Consider the following 17,093-nt stretch of genomic DNA (forward strand, 5'->3'; position numbering starts at 1 on the left):
GCACGGCAACGCAGAGCGGAGAGGTGATCGATGAGCGTCGCGGGACCCGCCGGTCCTGTGATGGACCGGGACGAGGTGGACCGTGCGCTGGCGCGGCTCGACGCCGAGCACGAGGCGATCGAGACCTCGCTCCTCGCCCTTCAGGATCACGCCGGCCGCCGACTCCTCGAAGGTGCCGGCCTGACCGGCACCACACAGGAGCGCTGGCAGTCCACCGAACAGCGGATCACACTGCTGTGGGCCTACTTCGACGCGTACGCCGCCGCCCTGCGCGCGGCGCACGAGGTGCGAGCCCGCAGACGCTGGCCCAACCGGGACGATCTGGTGGAGCTGACCGAGCTGTTGCGCGGTGAGAGCGTCACCGTCGCCGGCGGCGCCGCCCCCGCGCCGTCGGCTTCGCTCACCGGGCCCGCCAAGCTCACCGAGCGCTTCACGCTCATCGACCTCGTCTCCCGGATGAACGACCTGTACGCGCACTCGCTCGACATGGTCGTCGCCGCCGACGCGGTCTGGTCCGCGCTGCCCGCCCGGATCGACCTCCTGGCCGCCGAGCTGCACCGCACTCGTCGGCTCGCCCACTCCGTGGGAGTGCGCCCGGGTGAGCACCCGGCGGGCGACGACCTGGAGCGCATCACGTCGGAGCTGACGCTGCTGCGCGAGCAGGTGGTGTCCGACCCGCTGGCCTTCTGGCAGCCCGCGAAGGGCAGTTCGGCCCCTGGCGGCGGCCGTCCGCACACCGAGCGGTACGACCGCGAGGCCCGCGCCCTGGAGGACGTACGCCGCGAGATCGACGCGGTGCTCACCGTCCGGCAGGACGCGGAGCTGCGGCTCGGCAGGCTGCGTGACGTGCTCTCACGCGCCGACCGCACCCTGGCCGAGGCTCGCTCGGCGCGCGGCGAGGTCCTCGCGAAGATCGCGGCGTCCGAGGTGCCCGCCGTCAGCGGCCCCTCGACCGCGCTGCAGGAGCAGCTCGCGATGGCGTCCGACTACCGCAGACACGCCCAGTGGCACCGGCTCTCCCCGCTCCTGGAGTCACTCGAGGAGAAGGCCGAGGACGAACTCATGCGCGCCCGTGAGTCGTTGACGGCCGTCACCCAGCCCCTCGCGGTCCGCGCGGAGCTACGCGGCCGCCTGGACGCCTACAAGGCGAAGGTCTCCCGCCTCGGCCACGCGGAGGACCCGCTCCTGGTCGAGCGGTACGACGCGGCGCGCCGGATGCTGTGGAGCGCGCCCTGCGATCTGCGCGTCGCCGAACAGGCGGTGCTTCGTTATCAGCAGGCGGCGGCCGAAGTCCTTGCATCGAGGGTCCCGCAACAGGGCGGTCCCACCGACCGGAGGGGGGAAGCATGAGTGAGCAGCAGAAGTGCCAGCGACCCGGATGCACGGGGTCGTACGAGGACGTGGGCGGCGGCGAGCTGTACTGCGACACCTGCGGCCTGGCCCCGGTCGTCTCCCCGACCGGCCTGGTGTCCTCTCCCCCGACCGGCATCACCGGCGGCGGCAGAGGTTCGGGCAGCAGCAGCTCCCGGTCCAGTTCGCGTGCCTCGTCCCGCTCGTCGCGCTCCCAGTCCTCGCGCAGATCGGTGTCGGGGCGGCTCTCGCGCTCGCTGTCCGGCAGCTCCACCTCCCGCTCGGTCTCGGTGCGCAGCTCAGGCCCCTCCGCCGGCACGTCCGCCCGCAGCAGGCTCGGCGTGGGCCTGGTCCTCGTGCCCGAGGTGCCGCGCCCCGATCCGCGCCAGGCGGTGCAGAAGAACCCCGAGGTTCCCGAGCGGAAGCGGTTCTGTTCCCGTTCCGACTGCGGGGCGCCGGTGGGCCGCGCGCGGGGCGACCGGCCGGGGCGCACCGAGGGGTTCTGCACCAAGTGCGGCCACCCGTACTCGTTCGTGCCGAAGCTGAACCCCGGCGACATCGTCCACGGTCAGTACGAGGTCGTGGGCTGCCTGGCGCACGGCGGCCTCGGCTGGGTCTATCTCGCCGTCGACCGCGCGGTGTCCGACCGCTGGGTGGTCCTCAAGGGCCTGCTCGACACGGGTGACCAGGACGCGATGGCCGCCGCGATCTCCGAGCGCCGCTTCCTCGCCGAGATCGAGCACAGCAACATCGTCCGCATCTACAACTTCGTCGAGCACCTCGACCAGCGCACGGGCTCCATGGACGGCTACATCGTCATGGAGTACGTCGGCGGCAAGTCCCTCAAGGAGATCGCCAACGAACGCCGTACGGCGCAGGGCAAGCGCGACCCGCTGCCCGTGGAGCAGGCCTGCGCGTTCGGCATCGAGGCCCTTGAGGCCCTCGGGCATCTGCACAGCCGCAATCTCCTGTACTGCGACTTCAAGGTCGACAACGCCATCCAGACCGAGGACCAGCTCAAGCTGATCGACATGGGCGCGGTCCGCCGCATGGACGACGACGAGTCGGCGATCTACGGCACGGTCGGCTATCAGGGCCCCGAAGTCGCCGAGCTGGGCCCGTCGGTGGCCTCGGACCTGTACACGGTGGCGCGCACCCTGGCCGTGCTCACCTTCGACTTCCAGGGCTACACGAACGTCTTCGTGGACTCCCTGCCGGACCCCGACAACATCGAGGTCTTCCGTACGTACGAGTCGTTCTACCGCCTCCTCGTGCGCGCCACCGACCCGGACCCGGCCCGCAGGTTCGCCTCGGCGCAGGAGATGGCGGAGCAGCTCACGGGCGTCCTGCGGGAGGTCGTGGCCCTCCAGACGGGGCGGCCGCGTCCCGCGCTCTCCACGCTGTTCGGGCCCGAGGTGAAGGTCACGGACACGGAGCTGTTCGCCGAACTGACGGGCGATGTCTCGCACTTCGGGGTACGAGTGCTACCCCCGGGGCGGCGCAAGGGGCGCGCGGAGCTGACAGCGGGCAACGGCCAGGGATCGGGCAATGGCCAGGGCACGGGCAACAGCACCCCGGCGATCGCCGCGCCGCCCGTGCCGCCCGCCGCGCCGCCGGCCCGGATCGTCCGGCCGCTCGACGCCCCCGCGACGGCGCTCGCCCTGCCGGTGCCGCGCGTCGATCCGGCCGACCCCAACGCCGGGTTCCTCGCCGGGCTCATGGCGTCCGCGCCCGCCGAGCTGATCACCGCGCTGCGGGCCGCGCCCTCCGACTCGGTGGAGCTGCGGCTGCGCGGGCTGCGGGCCCGCCTCGCCATGGGTGAACCGGAGCCCGCCGCGCAGGCGTTGACGGAGCTGGAGATACAACACCCGGACGACTGGCGGGTGGTCTGGTATCGAGGCGTCGCCTCACTGGCGTCCGGCGACCACGAGAGCGCGGCGCTGTCCTTCGACGCGGTGTACGACGCGTTCCCCGGCGAGCCCGCCCCCAAGCTGGCCCTCGGCGTCTGCGCGGAGGTCCTGGAGCAACTGGACAACGCGGCCGAGTACTACCGCCTCGTGTGGGCCACCGACCCGAGCTATGTCAGCGCGGCGTTCGGCCTCGCCCGGGTGCAGCTCGCCGCGGGTGACCGGCGCGGTGCCGTGCACACCCTGGAGTCGGTGCCGGAGGCCTCGATCCACTACACCGCGGCCCGCGTCGCGGCGGTGCGGGCGAGGCTGCGGCACCGTATGACGTTGGACACCGCGCCGTCTCCCGGCGCGCTTTTCCTCGACGACCTGACGGCAGCGGCAGGGCAGGTGGAGGCCCTGGCGGGCTTCGGCCTGGACGCGGTGCGCCGCGAGCGGCTCTCCACCGAGGTCCTCGGCACGGCGCTGGACTGGGTACTCTCCGGTAGGCACCCTGGTCACGCTTCCGCCCCGCCGGCAGCACCCGCTGCACCGGCGAGCGGCTCGCGGACCGTGCTGCTCGGCAGCGACCTGGACGAGCGCGGCCTCCGGTTCGGCCTGGAGCGCTCGTACCGAACGCTTGCCCGGCTCGCACAGGGTGGCGAGGAAAGGATCGAACTGGTGGAGCGGGCCAACCGTTTCCGCCCTCGGACGTGGGTGTGAAGATGTCGCAGATGCACCAGCAGACTGCCGGGGCAGGTTCCACGTGCCCCGGCTGCGAAGAGCCGCTGGAAGCGGGTGACCTGTTCTGCGGCGCGTGCGGTCACGACCTGTCGGCGCAGCCAGCCGGGTCCGACGACCGCCCCACCGTCGCGATGAACGGCTCGCCGTCGGCGCCGCCTTCCGGCGCGTCGTCGCAGTGGCCCGTCGCCCCGGACGTGGACAGCTCCGACATGCCGGTGCCCGCGCACCTGCCCACCGATCTGCCGGTCACGGAGTCGTCGGGCGGCGAGCTCTCCCCGAACGCGGGGAACGTACAGGGCGCCGCGGACGTACGGACGGACGCCCCCGCGGCCCGCCCCGCCGAGCCGGACGAGTACCCCCTGCCGGCCCCCGGCGCCCCGCCGGAGCCCGAGCCCGCCGACCCCCGCACGGCCCTGCCCGACCCAACGCCGCCCGCGGGCACCAAGCTCTGCGTGGCGTGCCGTTCGGGCCGCGTGGACCCGGACGGCTACTGCGAGAACTGCGGGCACGCCCAGCCGCGCGAGCGCGACCACATGGAGCAGGAGCTCGACGCGGTCGCCGCGGTCAGCGACCGGGGTCTTCGCCACCACCGCAACGAGGACGCGTTCGCCATCTCGTCGACCGCGCTGCAGGACGGCTCCCCCGCCGTCGTCGCGATCGTCTGTGACGGCGTCTCGTCCGCGACCCGCCCCGACGAGGCCTCGCTCGCCGCCTCCCGCGCGGCGAACGAATCGCTGCTCGCCGCCCTGCCGCGCGGCACGCACCCGCAGCAGGCCATGCACGACGCGATCCTCGCGGCGTCCGACGCCGTCAACGCCCTTGCCGCCGAGCCCACTCAGGCCAGGGAGCACTCCCCGCACCAGAACGCCCCCGCGTGCACCCTCGTCGGCTCGATCGTCGCCGGTGGTCTGCTGGTCGTCGGCTGGGTCGGCGACAGCCGTGCCTACTGGGTCCCCGACGACCGCAGCGGCCCGGCGGCCCGCCTCACCGAGGACGACTCGTGGGCCGCGCAGATGGTGGCCGCGGGTCTGATGAACGAGGCGGAGGCGTACGCCGACGAGCGCGCGCACGCCATCACGGGCTGGCTCGGCGCCGACGCGTACGAACTGGAGCCGCACACCGCTTCCTTCAAGCCGGACCGTGCGGGTGTAGTGGTCGTATGCACCGACGGGCTCTGGAACTACGCGGAAGCGGTGGAGGACATGGCACGGGCCGTGCCCGTCGACTCCGCCCAACGCCCGCTGCACAGCGCCCAGGTCCTGGTCGGCCACGCACTGGACGGCGGGGGCCACGACAACGTAACAGTGGCGATTCTGCCGTTCCGTGTCGTGCCGCAAGGGGCAGGATCCGCCTAGTGAAGGCCCCCGTAACGGGGTGCCGGCCACGCGCACTTGTCACCCACCGGCTTGGGGAAGCCGGTGGGAACGTCTAGGGGGAGCAGAGATCCATGGCCAATTTCTCGAAGTCGAACGTGCCTCAGTTCTCGGTCGACGTCTATCAGAACGAGTACCTCCCGGAGGGCGGCCGCGAGGTCAACGCGATCGCCACGGTCACCTCGACGGGCGGTGGCACGGTGGGGTCCGCGGTGAGCGCCCCGCACCTCTACTCGGCGGGGCAGACCCCGGACGCGGCCGTGGCGATCATGGTCGACTGCTCGGGCTCGATGGACTACCCGCCGACGAAGATGCGCGGCGCCCGTGACGCCACGGCCGCCGCGATCGACGCCGTACGTGACGGAGTCCACTTCGCGGTGATCGGCGGCACCCATGTCGCCAAGGAGGTCTATCCGGGCAACGGCCGCCTCGCGGTCGCGGATACGGCCACCCGGGAGCAGGCCAAGCAGGCGCTGCGCAAGCTCAGCGCGGGCGGCGGCACGGCGATCGGCACCTGGCTGCGCCTGGCCGACCGGCTGCTCGCCTCGGCCGATGTCTCGATCCGGCACGGGATCGTGCTGACGGACGGCCGCAATGAACACGAGTCACCCGAGGATCTGCGGGCCTCCCTGGACGCCTGCGCGGGCCGCTTCACCTGCGACGCCCGCGGTGTCGGCACCGACTGGGAGGTGAAAGAGGTCACGGGCATCGCCTCCGCCCTCCTCGGCACCGCAGACATCGTCGCCGACCCCTCGGGCCTGGCCGCCGACTTCACGCAGATGATGGAGGCGGCGATGGGCAAGGAGGTCGCCGACGTCAGCCTGCGGGTGTGGACGCCGCTCGGCTCCGAGATCAAGTTCGTCAAGCAAGTGGCGCCCACGGTCGAGGAGTTGACGGAGCGCCGCACGGAGGCGGGGCCGCGCGCGGGCGACTATCCCACCGGGTCCTGGGGCGACGAGTCCCGCGATTACCACATCTGTGTCGAGGTGCCGAACGCCGAGCTCGGCCAGGAGATGCTCGCGGCCCGTGTCTCGCTGATCGTGCCGCAGCCGGACGGCAGCGCCCAGACGCTCTCGCAGGGCCTGGTGCGGGCGGTGTGGACGGATGACATGTCCGCCTCGACGTCGATCAACCCGCAGGTGGCGCACTACACGGGCCAGGCGGAACTGGCCCAGGTGATCCAGCAGGGCCTCGATGCGCGCAAGTCGGGAGATATGGACGGAGCCACGGCCAAACTGGGCCGCGCCGTGCAGCTCGCCAGCGCCTCGGGCAACGAGGACACCGCGAAGCTGCTTTCGAAGGTGGTCGACGTGGTCGACGCCGTGGCAGGTACTGTTCGATTGAAAGCGAGGGTCGCCGAGGCCGACGAGATGACTCTCGAGACACGGTCGACGAAGACTGTTCGCGTGAAGAAGTAGCAGCACCCGTACTGATCCGTACTGACAAACAGCCCCACAGCAGCACGTACGGCCCTCAGGGCCGGAGAAGGAGAGGGGGAAGCGCCGACATGCCGACCTGCCCGAACGGACACCAGTCGGGTTCCGACGACTGGTGCGAGGTCTGCGGTCACCGCATGGCCGGTGCCGTGCCCCCGCCCCCGCCGCCTCCGGCCGCTCCCGGATACGGCTACCCGCCGCCGGGGCCCGGCCAGGACGCCGGATACGGATACCCCCAGCAGGCCCCGGGGCACCCGCACCTGTCGGCCGTGCCGGACCAGGGCGCCGAGCCCGAGCTCTGCCCGCAGTGCCGCACGCCCCGCGAGGCGAACGCGCCGTTCTGCGAGGAGTGCCGCTGGAACTTCCTGACGAACACGGCCACCTCGTACACCCCGGCCGCCCCGCACCCGCCGACGCCGAACCCGGCGCAGCAGTTCCAGCAGCCGCCCGGCCGGCAGCCGCACGGCACCCAGCCCGGTCAAGACCCGTTCGGCTACCAGGGCTCGCGGCCCTCGCAGATGAACCGGCCCGCCGAGCCGATCCCGCCGTTCGGCAACGGCAACCCCTCTGGTCAGGTGCCCCCGCCGTACGGTGGCGAGGCGCCCCCGCCGCCCTACAGCGGTGACCCGTCGGGCCGGCCCCCGCAGTCGTTCCAGCAGCAGGGTCCGCCGGCTCCGCCCGCGTTCCCGCAGGAGACGGGGACCCCGCCGCCTCCCGGTCCGGGTCCCGGCGGCCCGTCCTTCGGCGGCGGCAACGACGACTGGGTGCTTCCGCCGCCCTCGTCGTCCACTCCGGGTCCGGGTGCTGCGGGTCCGGGTGCTGCGGGTCCAGGTGCTCCGCAGGCTCCCGAGCAGGGCGAGTGGGGCCAGCAGCAGGGCCATCAGCAACAGGGCCAGCAGCCTCAGCAGACGCAGGCGCCTCAGGGTCCCCCCGGCTATCAGGCCGTCCCCGGACCCAGCACCGGCACGGTCACCTGGTCGGCGACGATCGGCCCCGACCGCGAGTACTTCATGGCGATGATGCACCGCAGCGGCCCCGAGGCTTCGGGCCTGAACCTGCCCGCGTACTCGCCCGAGCAGCAGCGCCCGCTGGCCGGCAACCAGATCACCATCGGCCGCCGCCGGCACTCCACCGGTGACACCCCGGACATCGACCTGTCGGTGCCGCCGGAGGACCCGGGCGTCTCGCATCAGCACGCGGTCCTGGTCCAGCAGCCGGACGGCAGCTGGGCGGTCGTCGACCAGAACTCGACCAACGGCACCACGGTCAACAACGGCGAGGAGCCCATCCAGCCGTTCGTCCCCGTGCCGCTCCAGGACGGCGACCGGGTGCACGTGGGCGCCTGGACGACGATCACGATCCGGCACAGCTGAGCCGGGCCCGTCAGGGCTTTTTCACGCGAGTGGCCAGGCGTACGGCCCTTCGGGGTCGTCCAGCCAGGCCCACTCGTGCGGCCCGCTGACGGTGACGCCGAACCGCTCGCGCACCGGCCGGCCCTCGCGCTGCCACAGGGCGAGGGCCTCATAGGGGTCGAGGCTGCCCGCGGTCAGCTCCAGCAAGAAGCGGAAGAGCTCGTTCTGCAGGGCCCTGCGCGGCAGCCCCCCGAGGTGCTGCTCGTGCGGGGCCTTTCTGCCGCCGCCCCGCAGCGGCACGAAGTACGCGGGGGTGTGCAGGAAGCGGCCCTCCGCGTGCTCGGCGTCCCGCACCGTGAGGGCGATCAGGCCGGTGGCCAGCGGGGCCAGGATGCGGGCGCCGGGGCGGCACTGGGCCAGCCAGGGCCGCGGCACCGAGCCCAGCGTGCAGGTCGCGATGATCCGGTCGTACGGAGCACGCTCGGGGCACCCCGCGGTTCCGTCACCGGTGACCACGGCCGGGTGGTACCCGGCGGCCGTCAGATGCCGCCGTGCGGACTCGGTGATCTCCGGGTCCAGGTCGACGGTGGTGACGTGCTCCTGGCCGACCCGGTGGGCGAGCAGGGCCGCGTTGTAGCCGGTTCCCGCGCCGATCTCCAGGACGTCGCAGTCCCCGTCCCGCAGATCCAGCTCGTCCAGCATCTTCGCCATCAGGGAGGGCTGGCTGCTGGACGAGAGGAGCTCTCCGTCCCGTACGCGGGTGGCGAGCGGGACGTCCGCGTAGGCACCGCGCAGCCAGCGTGCCCGGTGTCCGGGGTCGGGGTCCTCGCCCCAGAGGCGTTCGTATCCGCCGCCCGATGACGCGACGTAGTAGTACGGCACGAACAGGTGCCGCGGGACCTGTTCGAAGGCCGCGCGCAGTCCGGGGTCCCGCGCCCAGGCACCGCCTGCCTCGATCTCGCGCACCAGGGCGGTTCCCGCCTCGGCGGCGAGGAGCGGGTCGACTGTGGGTCCCATATAGCCACTGTGCTGCGGTATGGCCCGCGATGCGAGCCGCAGGACGTACCGATACGGAGGAGATCGGTCCCGGCCCGGAGGCCGGCGATCGCGTATCGGTGGCCGGCGGTCCTAAGCCTTCCGTCCTCGGTCGCCCCGTCTGAGACCATGGACGGTGTGATAGAGATCCCGCGCGGCACGCTTCAGGAGCAGACCTTCTACGAACAGGTCGGCGGCGAGGAGACCTTCCGGCGCCTGGTGCACTTCTTCTACCAGGGGGTCGCGGAGGACCCGCTGCTGCGACCGATGTACCCCGAGGAGGACCTGGGCCCTGCCGAGGAGCGCCTCGCGCTGTTCCTGATGCAGTACTGGGGCGGCCCCCGCACGTACAGCGACAACCGCGGCCACCCGAGGCTGCGGATGCGCCACGCCCCGTTCACCGTCGACAGGGCAGCGCACGACGCCTGGCTGAAGCACATGCGTGCCGCCGTGGATGAGCTGAAGCTCTCCGAGGAGCACGAGCGGACGCTGTGGAACTACCTGACGTACGCGGCGGCGTCCATGGTCAACTCCGAGGGCTGACGGCCCTCGGCGCGTTCTTCTCCGGTGGCCCGGCCCTCAGGCCGGCGTCACCGAGAGGCCGCCGGCACCGGCCCGGCGTACGGCGATCGACCCGTAGTTCGTGCGCAGCCGCAGCCACGGTCCGGAGGACAGCAGGTCGAGCGTGTCCCCCCGCAGGAACCCCAGGGCCTGCGCGGCGTGCGCGGCGCGCACGGGCAGGCCCGTGTCCCCGATGGTCCGGGACCAGATCTCCCGTCCCAGCTGATCGAGCTCGGCCCGGATCCGCCGCTCCTGCGGCAACTCCTCGACCCGGGACTTGAATTCGGCGACCGCGGCGGCCACGAGGCCCCGCACCGCGTCCACGTGCGGAAGCCCTTGCTCGGGCTGCCAGCCGCCGCGCGGCGGAAGGACCCCGGCCCACGGCGGCCCGGTCACGGCCTGCGGCACGCGGACCACTCCGGCCGACTCGACGGACTCCGCCGACTCCCCCACGGATTCGAGGAGTTCACCGGCGGAGACGGTGACGTCGAGGGTGGAGTCGAGCCCGTGCTCGTACGGCTTCGCGAGGCGCGCCGTACGGATGGCGAGCACCTCGAACGACGGCGGCCTGCCGAACACGGCGAGCGTGTCGCCGGCCGCCTGGAGACGGACCGCGGCGGCCTTGTCGTAGTGGATGAGCCGGGCCAGGAAGGCGGCGAGATCTCCCGCCTCCCCGGCATCGGCCAAGTGCAGCTGCGCCGTCATGCGACGAGCGCCTCCGAACTCCCGGCGTCATCGCCGTCGTCGTCCATGAAGGTCAGGAGAACGGCCTTCTCCTCGGCGGTGATCCGCCGCGGCCGCTGTGCCTCCAGGTTGAACGGAACAACGATCGTCGAGGCCCGCACGTACACCTGCTCGGGGTCCTTGACCTCGTACGAGATGGTGAGCGATGCCGCGCCTATCTTCGTCACCCACGACTCGATGGTCACCGGCGAGTGCCGGTGGACCAACGGCCGTACGTAGTCGATCTCATGGCGGGCCACGACGGACCCGCCCGAGAACGACGGGCTGCCGTCCCCCGGTGCGAGCCGGAACATGAAGTCGATCCGCGCCTCTTCCAAGTACCGCAGGAAGACGGCGTTGTTGACGTGCCCGAAGGCGTCCATGTCCGACCACCGGAGGGGGCAGCTGTAGATATGCCGACTCATGTAAGTCTCAGTCCCAGTCCCAGCCCTCGGTCTCAGCCTCGGGTGAGCTTCTTGTAGGTGGCACGGTGCGGACGGGTGGCGTCCGCACCGAGGCGCTCGACCTTGTTCTTCTCGTACGACTCGAAGTTGCCCTCGAACCAGTACCACTTGGAGTCACCCTCGTAGGCGAGGATGTGCGTGGCGACTCGGTCGAGGAACCACCGGTCGTGGGAGATGACCACGGCCGCACCGGGGAACTCGAGCAGCGCGTTCTCGAGCGAGGAGAGAGTCTCGACGTCGAGGTCGTTGGTCGGTTCGTCGAGGAGGAGCAGGTTGCCGCCCTCCTTGAGGGTCAGCGCCAGGTTGAGGCGGTTGCGCTCACCACCGGAGAGCACGCCGGCGGGCTTCTGCTGGTCCGGACCCTTGAACCCGAAGGCGGAGACGTACGCCCGCGAAGGCATTTCAACTTGCCCGACATTGATGTAGTCGAGCTCGTCGCTCACGACGGCCCAGAGGGTCTTCTTCGGGTCGATGTTGGCCCGGCCCTGGTCGACGTAGCTGACCTTGACCGTGTCACCGATCTTGATGCTGCCGGAGTCCGGCTCCTCAAGACCCTGGATCATCTTGAACAGCGTGGTCTTGCCCGCGCCGTTCGGACCGATGATGCCGACGATGCCGTTACGAGGCAGCGAGAAGCTCAAGTCATCGACAAGCACCTTGTCGCCGAAGGCCTTCGAAAGGTGCTCGACCTCGACGACGATAGAACCAAGCCGCGGGCCCGGCGGGATCTGGATCTCCTCGAAGTCCAGCTTCCGCATCTTGTCCGCCTCGGCGGCCATCTCCTCGTAGCGCGCCAGACGCGCCTTGGACTTGGCCTGACGCCCCTTGGCGTTGGACCGCACCCACTCGAGCTCGTCCTTGAGCCGCTTGGCGCGCTTCTCGTCCTTGCGGCCCTCGACCTTGAGACGGGTCTGCTTCTTCTCCAGGTAGGTGGAGTAGTTGCCCTCGTAGGCGATGGCGCGACCACGGTCGAGTTCGAGGATCCACTCGGCGACGTTGTCGAGGAAGTACCGGTCGTGAGTGACGGCGATGACGCAACCCGCGTACTTCGCGAGGTGCTGCTCCAGCCAGTTCACCGACTCGGCGTCGAGGTGGTTGGTGGGCTCGTCGAGGAGGAGCAGGTCGGGCGCCTCGATGAGGAGCTTGCAGAGCGCGACGCGGCGCTTCTCACCACCGGAGAGGGTGGTGACGGGCCAGTCGCCGGGCGGGCAGCCGAGCGCGTCCATGGCCTGCTCGAGCTGGGCGTCGAGGTCCCACGCGTTGGCGTGGTCCAGGTCCTCCTGGAGCTTGCCCATCTCTTCCATGAGCGCGTCGGAGTAGTCGGTCGCCATGAGCTCGGCAACTTCGTTGAAGCGCTTGAGCTTGCCCATGATCTCGGCGGCGCCGTCCTGGACGTTCTCCAGAACGGTCTTGCTCTCGTCGAGCTTCGGCTCCTGCATGAGGATGCCGACGCTGTAGCCGGGCGAGAGGAAGGCGTCACCGTTGGACGGCTGCTCAAGACCGGCCATGATCTTCAGCACCGTGGACTTACCGGCGCCGTTGGGACCCACGACACCGATCTTGGCGCCAGGCAGGAAGCTCAGGGTGACGTCATCAAGAATCACCTTGTCGCCGTGCGCCTTGCGCGTCTTGCGCATGGTGTAGATGTACTCAGCCAAGAGAAACCGTCCGGCAATCAGTGAGTGGGCAGATACACCCCATCTTGCCTGACAGCCACCTACCGGGGGAAACCAGTATGGCTGGGGGGCCATGACCTGGACGTTCGTAAGGCGTTTGGGTAATCGATCTGTCACCGCCTGTGGCTATTGGTCAGTCCTCGGGGGACGGCTCCGGGTCCGTGGTGGTCGGGGTTGGCTTTTTGCGGAGGAGGAACATTGCCGCTGCGCCCAGTACCACCATCAGGACCGCTATGCCGGCGATCATCGGGGTCGCGCTCGAGCCGCCCGTTTCCGCGAGGTCGCCGCCGCCCGTGCTGGTGCCGCCTGCCGATGCGGGGCTCGGGACGGACACCGGTTCCGTCTTGTTGCCGATCGCGCTGGCCTCCGTACGGCAGTCGAGTACGCCCTTGAAGCGCTTCTCGTAGCCGTTCGGGCCCTTGATCGTGAAGTCGTAGGCCTGGTCCTCCTGCAGCGGGATCGTCACCGTCCGCGAGGTGCCGGCCTCGATGGTGTGCTTGAGGCCCATGAGGCGGAAGGTGAACGGCCGGTCGCCCTTGTTGCTCGCCGTGATGTCCACGCCGCTCTCGGCGCAGTTCTTCTCGGCGGACAGCGCCGGTATCGCGCCCTTCTTGGCCCAGGTCGCGCTCGCCGTGGCGGAGACCGTGGATTCGCTGGAGCCCGCGAGGATCTGCGTCTGGCTCCGGGTCTCGGAGGCGAAGGCCCGGCCGACCGGGATCGTGGTCGACGCCTGTACGGCGAGTGCCGCCGAGCCGTCGGGGGCGTCCTCGGGGATGTCGAAGAACAGCTGACTGCCGTTGGCCGCGGAGGTGACCGGCTTGCCGTTCTTGCCGATGATCTTCACCCCGCTCGTCGCCGCGTCCGCGGGCGGCGTCACGGACACGGCGTCCGCGTCCGTCCGCACGGTGACCGGACCTACCCGCTCCCCCGCGCGTCCGGAGACCGCGGGCGGGTCGAGGGTCAGTGAGGCCCTGGGCTCGGCGGCGCCGCGGGCGTTCTTGTAGAGGTAGTCCGCGAGCTTCTCGGCCTGCGGGTCGACCGCGTCCACGTCGGCGCCGTCCGAGTAGCGCCAGATCGCCACCTGAGTGCCGGCGGCGGCCTCCTGTTCGCTGAGCGCCCGCGCGCCCGCCTTGTCGGCCAGCGCCGCGAGGTCGTTCACCTGCGGGTAGGAGTTCTGCAGGATCCAGCGGATTCTGCCCGCGTCCTTGTTGCTGCTCAGCGACGTGCCGCTCCAGGGGGTCTCCTGGTACTTCGCGTCCTTCTGCGTGGGGTTCTGGATGTCGACGCAGTACGTCTGCAGGGTGCCGCCGTCGTCCACGGACATCTCGAAGAGCCCGGCGGGCACCTGCTGGCTCGTGCCGTTCTCACGGATGACGGCCTGGTCGTACGTCTGGAGCCCGCCCAGTGTCGCGACGGCTCCGCCCTGGTGCTGCGGAACCTCTTCCGCGGCCGCGGGACCCGCGGTGGCTATCGCGCCGGCCGCGAGGGCTCCGGTCGCCAGCGTCACCGCGGCGAGGCGCGTGGCGCCCCGTCTCCCCCGGGACGGGGCAGAGAACGCCGAGAACGCGGAAACCACTGAACGTGCAAAAGACACAGAATTCCCCTCCGGGCGGGACCCGTTCACGTCGAGGGGGGTGGTCCCGCCAGCAGATTGAAGGGGCAGAATCACCTGCCACCTGCGTGGCATCCACTACCAACTGCCCCGTGAGCTACCTTCGGCATCCTAGGGACGCGGCACACCACGGGCCCCCGTCCTACCGTTCGATAACCGATCCGACTCGGAATCGTTATCGCCAACAACCTTTCAGAACCGGGCTTATCGACAAATCAACGGCACCCATTCGCCGATAAGCCGCACATCGGTCGCCACCTCGGTCGCCACATCAGTCACCCTCTCTCTGACGGACCATCACCTCACCGGCTCGGGCTCAGGCATCGGCTCGGGCTCGGGGTCGGGTTCATGGCCGGGCACCCACTCGCGAGCCGCCGCCGGATCCGTCAGTGCCGCGTTGGCCTTCAGCACGCGCCGGAAAGCCGCCGTCCCGCGCGAGAGATCGTGGCCGACGGTCGTCGCGTCGATGTCCGCCGACGTCCAGTGCTGGCCGCCCCGCTCCTCGTCGCGCACCTTCAACTTGCCCTGCACGATGACGGGTTCACCGATCGTCAGTGAGCCCTGCACGTTCGCACCGAGCGACCGCCTCGCCCACACCGTGAAGAAGTTGGTGTGGCCATCCGCCCAGACGTTCCGCACCGCGTCGTAGTACCGCGCCGTCACCGCGAGCCGGAACCGTGCCACCGGCCCGGAGGGCAGCTCCCGGAACACCGGCGTCGTCGCGACGTTCCCCACCACCGTCACCAAGGTCTCGTTCATGTCGAACCCCTCCCTCGTCCACTCGTCCACTCCGCTTCCGCCGCCGCGGAGGTCGTCCCGCGGCTTCGATCTCAGAGTGGACCGGTCGAGGCGGCCCCGCTGAGCCCTGTGGTCTACCGGGCAGTTGTGGACAACTCCCTCACCCGGACGAGGGTGGGGACGGGGCTCACCCGACCGCCGCCCCCGTCACCCGCACGTACTGCTCCCGTACCTCCAGATACCGCAGCAGCTCCGCCGCCACCGGATCCAGGACCCTCGCGCGCCCGCACCCGGCGGCCGCCTCACGCAATCGCCGTTCCGCGTCCGCGCCGTAACGCCGCGCGGGCCCCCGCGCCGCCATCCGGCTCGCCCACTCCACACAGGGGCCGCCCACGATGCCGACCAGCATCAGCAACACCGGCACGCCCAGGTTCGGCTCGGAGACCCCGATGATCTGCGCCACCAGCCAGAGCCCGCCCACGACTTGGAGCAGCGTCATCGCCGCCTGGGCGAAGACCGCGACCGGCCACCATCCGGGCCGCGGCGGCTTCCCCTCCGGCACCCCGGCCGACGCCGTCAGCTCGTCGAGTGCCTCGGGCAGACCGTCCGAGCCGCGCGTCGCGGCCTCCCGCACCGCCTGCCCCCAGGGCTGCGGCAGCCCCCAGGCGGCCTCGTCGGCCACCGTGCGCACCGCGTTCTCGACGCGCTGCCGGGCCGTGGCCTCCTCGTCCGCGGGCGCCTGCGCCACGGGCCAGCCGATGCCGCGCGGCGAGCGCTGGGCCTCGTACCAACGCCACAGCCGCAACCACGGCGTCCCGCACGCCTTGCCCGCGTTGCGCCGCCAGGCCCGTTCCGCGGCCTGCCCGGCCGCGGCCGCTCCCACCGCGTCCGCGAGCCGGTCGGCGAACTCCTCGCGCGCCTCCTCGCTGAGGCCGATCCACGTGCGGCCCCCACGGCTTCCGTGCGATCCGGCCCCGGCCGCGTACACGGGCCACAGTTGGTCGGCGGTGGCGTCCAGGTCGGCCGCGATCCGCCGAGCGGCGGCGCCTCGCTCCTTGGTGAACTGACCGAGGGAGTCCCGGAGTTCATCGACCCCGTCGCCGGTCAGCGCGGACAGGGCGAGCACGGTGGCGCCGGGTTCGCCGTGCTCGCCGAGTGCGATGCCGTCCTCGTCGAGCAGCCGTCGCAGATCGTCGAGCACCTGGTCGGCGGCGTCACCAGGAAGGCGGTCCACCTGGTTGAGCACGACGAACATGACCTCGGCGTGCCCGGCCATGGGCCGCAGATAGCGCTCGTGGAGCATCGCGTCGGCGTACTTCTCCGGGTCGACCACCCAGATGACCGCGTCGACTAGCGCGAGGATGCGGTCCACGTGCGCGCGGTGCTCCCCGACCGCCGAGTCGTGGTCGGGCAGGTCGATCAGGACGAGCCCCTCCAGGGTGTTCAGGTCCGGGCCCTGGAGCGGACGTCTGCGCAGCCGCCCGGGGATGCCGAGCCGGTCGAGGAGCCCCGCCGCCCCATCCGTCCAGCTGCACCCGATGGGGGCCGCCGTGGTGGGCCTGCGGACGCCCGTGTCCGAGATCGTCACGCCGGCGAGGGCGTTGAAGAGCGTCGACTTGCCGCTCCCCGTGGCGCCCGCGATGGCGACGACGGTGTGCCGGCCGGAAAGCCTGCGCCGGGCGGCGGCCTCGTCCAGGACCCTGCCCGCCTCGGCGAGCGTGGCGCTGTCCAGCCGGGTGCGGGAGAGCCCGACGAGTTCCCGCAGAGCGTCGAGCCGGGCGCGCAGGGGCCCTTCGTAGGCGGTCGAAACACCGGACGACACGCTGGACGACGTACCGGACGGCGTACCGGATGACGTACTGGAAGGAGCACCGGATGGCTTAGTGGCAGGCGTGGTGAAAGGCGTGCCGGAGGGCGCCGCGGGCGGGGTTTCCGCGGGGGCGTACGCGTCGGCGCCGCCCCCCGTCCCCTGGGCGGAGCCGCTTCGTGTGGCGCCGCCGCGCCGCGCGATCAGCCCGTCGTCCCAGACGACTTCGGAGTCGCCACGGGCCTCCCCGGCGGCGCCATCGGGATTCGTCGGCTTCGGCTCCTTGGGGGGCTCGTCGCGCTCGTGCTCGGTGTGATCAGTGACGGCAGTCACCGC

The 17,093-nt window shown here is 71.3% G+C and carries 13 protein-coding genes; 6 read left to right on the plus strand and 7 right to left on the minus strand.

Translation table 11 applies throughout. From position 1 onward, the window contains the following. Positions 1 to 30 precede the first annotated feature (30 nt). The 5 genes from ACZ5U5_RS09525 (at position 31) to ACZ5U5_RS09545 (ending at position 8,162) form a co-directional block, all read left to right on the plus strand. Complete coding sequence (locus tag ACZ5U5_RS09525) at positions 31 to 1,350, plus strand: hypothetical protein (protein ID WP_469018558.1); 1,320 nt, start codon at positions 31 to 33, stop codon at positions 1,348 to 1,350. After that, complete coding sequence (locus ACZ5U5_RS09530; RefSeq protein ID WP_469018561.1) at positions 1,347 to 3,959, plus strand: serine/threonine-protein kinase; 2,613 nt, start codon at positions 1,347 to 1,349, stop codon at positions 3,957 to 3,959. The genes ACZ5U5_RS09525 and ACZ5U5_RS09530 overlap by 4 nt, the downstream gene beginning before the upstream one ends. A 2-nt stretch (positions 3,960 to 3,961) precedes the next feature. Continuing rightward, positions 3,962 to 5,335: a PP2C family protein-serine/threonine phosphatase gene (locus ACZ5U5_RS09535; RefSeq protein ID WP_469018564.1), complete on the plus strand. Its 1,374-nt coding sequence runs from the start codon at positions 3,962 to 3,964 to the stop codon at positions 5,333 to 5,335. Between the two features lie 92 nt (positions 5,336 to 5,427). Next, positions 5,428 to 6,771: a VWA domain-containing protein gene (locus ACZ5U5_RS09540; RefSeq protein ID WP_469018566.1), complete on the plus strand. Its 1,344-nt coding sequence runs from the start codon at positions 5,428 to 5,430 to the stop codon at positions 6,769 to 6,771. Between the two features lie 89 nt (positions 6,772 to 6,860). Continuing rightward, complete coding sequence (locus ACZ5U5_RS09545; protein ID WP_469018569.1) at positions 6,861 to 8,162, plus strand: FHA domain-containing protein; 1,302 nt, start codon at positions 6,861 to 6,863, stop codon at positions 8,160 to 8,162. Between the two features lie 21 nt (positions 8,163 to 8,183). Here ACZ5U5_RS09545 and ACZ5U5_RS09550 read toward each other — a convergent pair whose 3' ends face one another. Beyond that, the gene (locus ACZ5U5_RS09550; protein ID WP_469018572.1) at positions 8,184 to 9,158 is read right to left on the minus strand and encodes a methyltransferase domain-containing protein; all 975 of its coding nucleotides are present in this window, start codon (positions 9,156 to 9,158) and stop codon (positions 8,184 to 8,186) included. A 147-nt stretch (positions 9,159 to 9,305) separates the two neighbouring features. Between ACZ5U5_RS09550 and ACZ5U5_RS09555 the strand changes: the two genes are divergently transcribed. After that, positions 9,306 to 9,719 carry a globin gene (locus tag ACZ5U5_RS09555; RefSeq protein ID WP_469018575.1) on the plus strand — a complete coding sequence of 138 codons (414 nt, stop codon included), beginning with the start codon at positions 9,306 to 9,308 and terminating at the stop codon, positions 9,717 to 9,719. A gap of 36 nt (positions 9,720 to 9,755) precedes the next feature. Here ACZ5U5_RS09555 and ACZ5U5_RS09560 read toward each other — a convergent pair whose 3' ends face one another. The 6 genes from ACZ5U5_RS09560 to ACZ5U5_RS09585 all read right to left on the minus strand — a co-directional run bounded on the left by ACZ5U5_RS09560 (position 9,756) and on the right by ACZ5U5_RS09585 (position 17,090). Further along, entirely contained in the window at positions 9,756 to 10,442 is a 687-nt protein-coding gene (locus ACZ5U5_RS09560; protein WP_469018578.1) for a DUF8185 domain-containing protein, read from the minus strand. Then, the gene (locus ACZ5U5_RS09565; RefSeq protein WP_469018581.1) at positions 10,439 to 10,885 is read right to left on the minus strand and encodes an acyl-CoA thioesterase; all 447 of its coding nucleotides are present in this window, start codon (positions 10,883 to 10,885) and stop codon (positions 10,439 to 10,441) included. The genes ACZ5U5_RS09560 and ACZ5U5_RS09565 overlap by 4 nt, the downstream gene beginning before the upstream one ends. A 32-nt stretch (positions 10,886 to 10,917) precedes the next feature. Then, a complete protein-coding gene (gene ettA / locus ACZ5U5_RS09570; RefSeq protein ID WP_469018583.1) occupies positions 10,918 to 12,582 on the minus strand; it encodes an energy-dependent translational throttle protein EttA in 1,665 nt (554 codons plus the stop codon). A 151-nt stretch (positions 12,583 to 12,733) separates the two neighbouring features. After that, complete coding sequence (locus ACZ5U5_RS09575) at positions 12,734 to 14,176, minus strand: Cys-Gln thioester bond-forming surface protein (protein WP_469019388.1); 1,443 nt, start codon at positions 14,174 to 14,176, stop codon at positions 12,734 to 12,736. Positions 14,177 to 14,509: 333 nt separating this feature from the next. Next, entirely contained in the window at positions 14,510 to 14,971 is a 462-nt protein-coding gene (locus ACZ5U5_RS09580) for a single-stranded DNA-binding protein (protein WP_469018586.1), read from the minus strand. Positions 14,972 to 15,137: 166 nt separating this feature from the next. Beyond that, a complete protein-coding gene (locus tag ACZ5U5_RS09585) occupies positions 15,138 to 17,090 on the minus strand; it encodes a GTPase (protein WP_469018588.1) in 1,953 nt (650 codons plus the stop codon). Between the last annotated feature and the right edge of the window lie 3 nt (positions 17,091 to 17,093).

The sequence above is a fragment of the Streptomyces sp. NPDC033177 genome (assembly GCF_055577715.1).

What these genes read in the sequence shown, in the direction of transcription:
- ACZ5U5_RS09580 (WP_469018586.1), bottom strand. Translation starts at nt 14,971, where the DNA reads ATGAACGAGACCTTGGTGACGGTGGTGGGGAACGTCGCGACGACGCCG.
- ACZ5U5_RS09535 (WP_469018564.1), top strand. Translation starts at nt 3,962, where the DNA reads ATGTCGCAGATGCACCAGCAGACTGCCGGGGCAGGTTCCACGTGCCCC.
- ACZ5U5_RS09530 (WP_469018561.1), top strand. Translation starts at nt 1,347, where the DNA reads ATGAGTGAGCAGCAGAAGTGCCAGCGACCCGGATGCACGGGGTCGTAC.
- ACZ5U5_RS09545 (WP_469018569.1), top strand. Translation starts at nt 6,861, where the DNA reads ATGCCGACCTGCCCGAACGGACACCAGTCGGGTTCCGACGACTGGTGC.
- ACZ5U5_RS09565 (WP_469018581.1), bottom strand. Translation starts at nt 10,885, where the DNA reads ATGAGTCGGCATATCTACAGCTGCCCCCTCCGGTGGTCGGACATGGAC.
- ACZ5U5_RS09550 (WP_469018572.1), bottom strand. Translation starts at nt 9,158, where the DNA reads ATGGGACCCACAGTCGACCCGCTCCTCGCCGCCGAGGCGGGAACCGCC.
- ACZ5U5_RS09540 (WP_469018566.1), top strand. Translation starts at nt 5,428, where the DNA reads ATGGCCAATTTCTCGAAGTCGAACGTGCCTCAGTTCTCGGTCGACGTC.
- ACZ5U5_RS09555 (WP_469018575.1), top strand. Translation starts at nt 9,306, where the DNA reads ATGGACGGTGTGATAGAGATCCCGCGCGGCACGCTTCAGGAGCAGACC.
- ACZ5U5_RS09525 (WP_469018558.1), top strand. Translation starts at nt 31, where the DNA reads ATGAGCGTCGCGGGACCCGCCGGTCCTGTGATGGACCGGGACGAGGTG.
- ACZ5U5_RS09560 (WP_469018578.1), bottom strand. Translation starts at nt 10,442, where the DNA reads ATGACGGCGCAGCTGCACTTGGCCGATGCCGGGGAGGCGGGAGATCTC.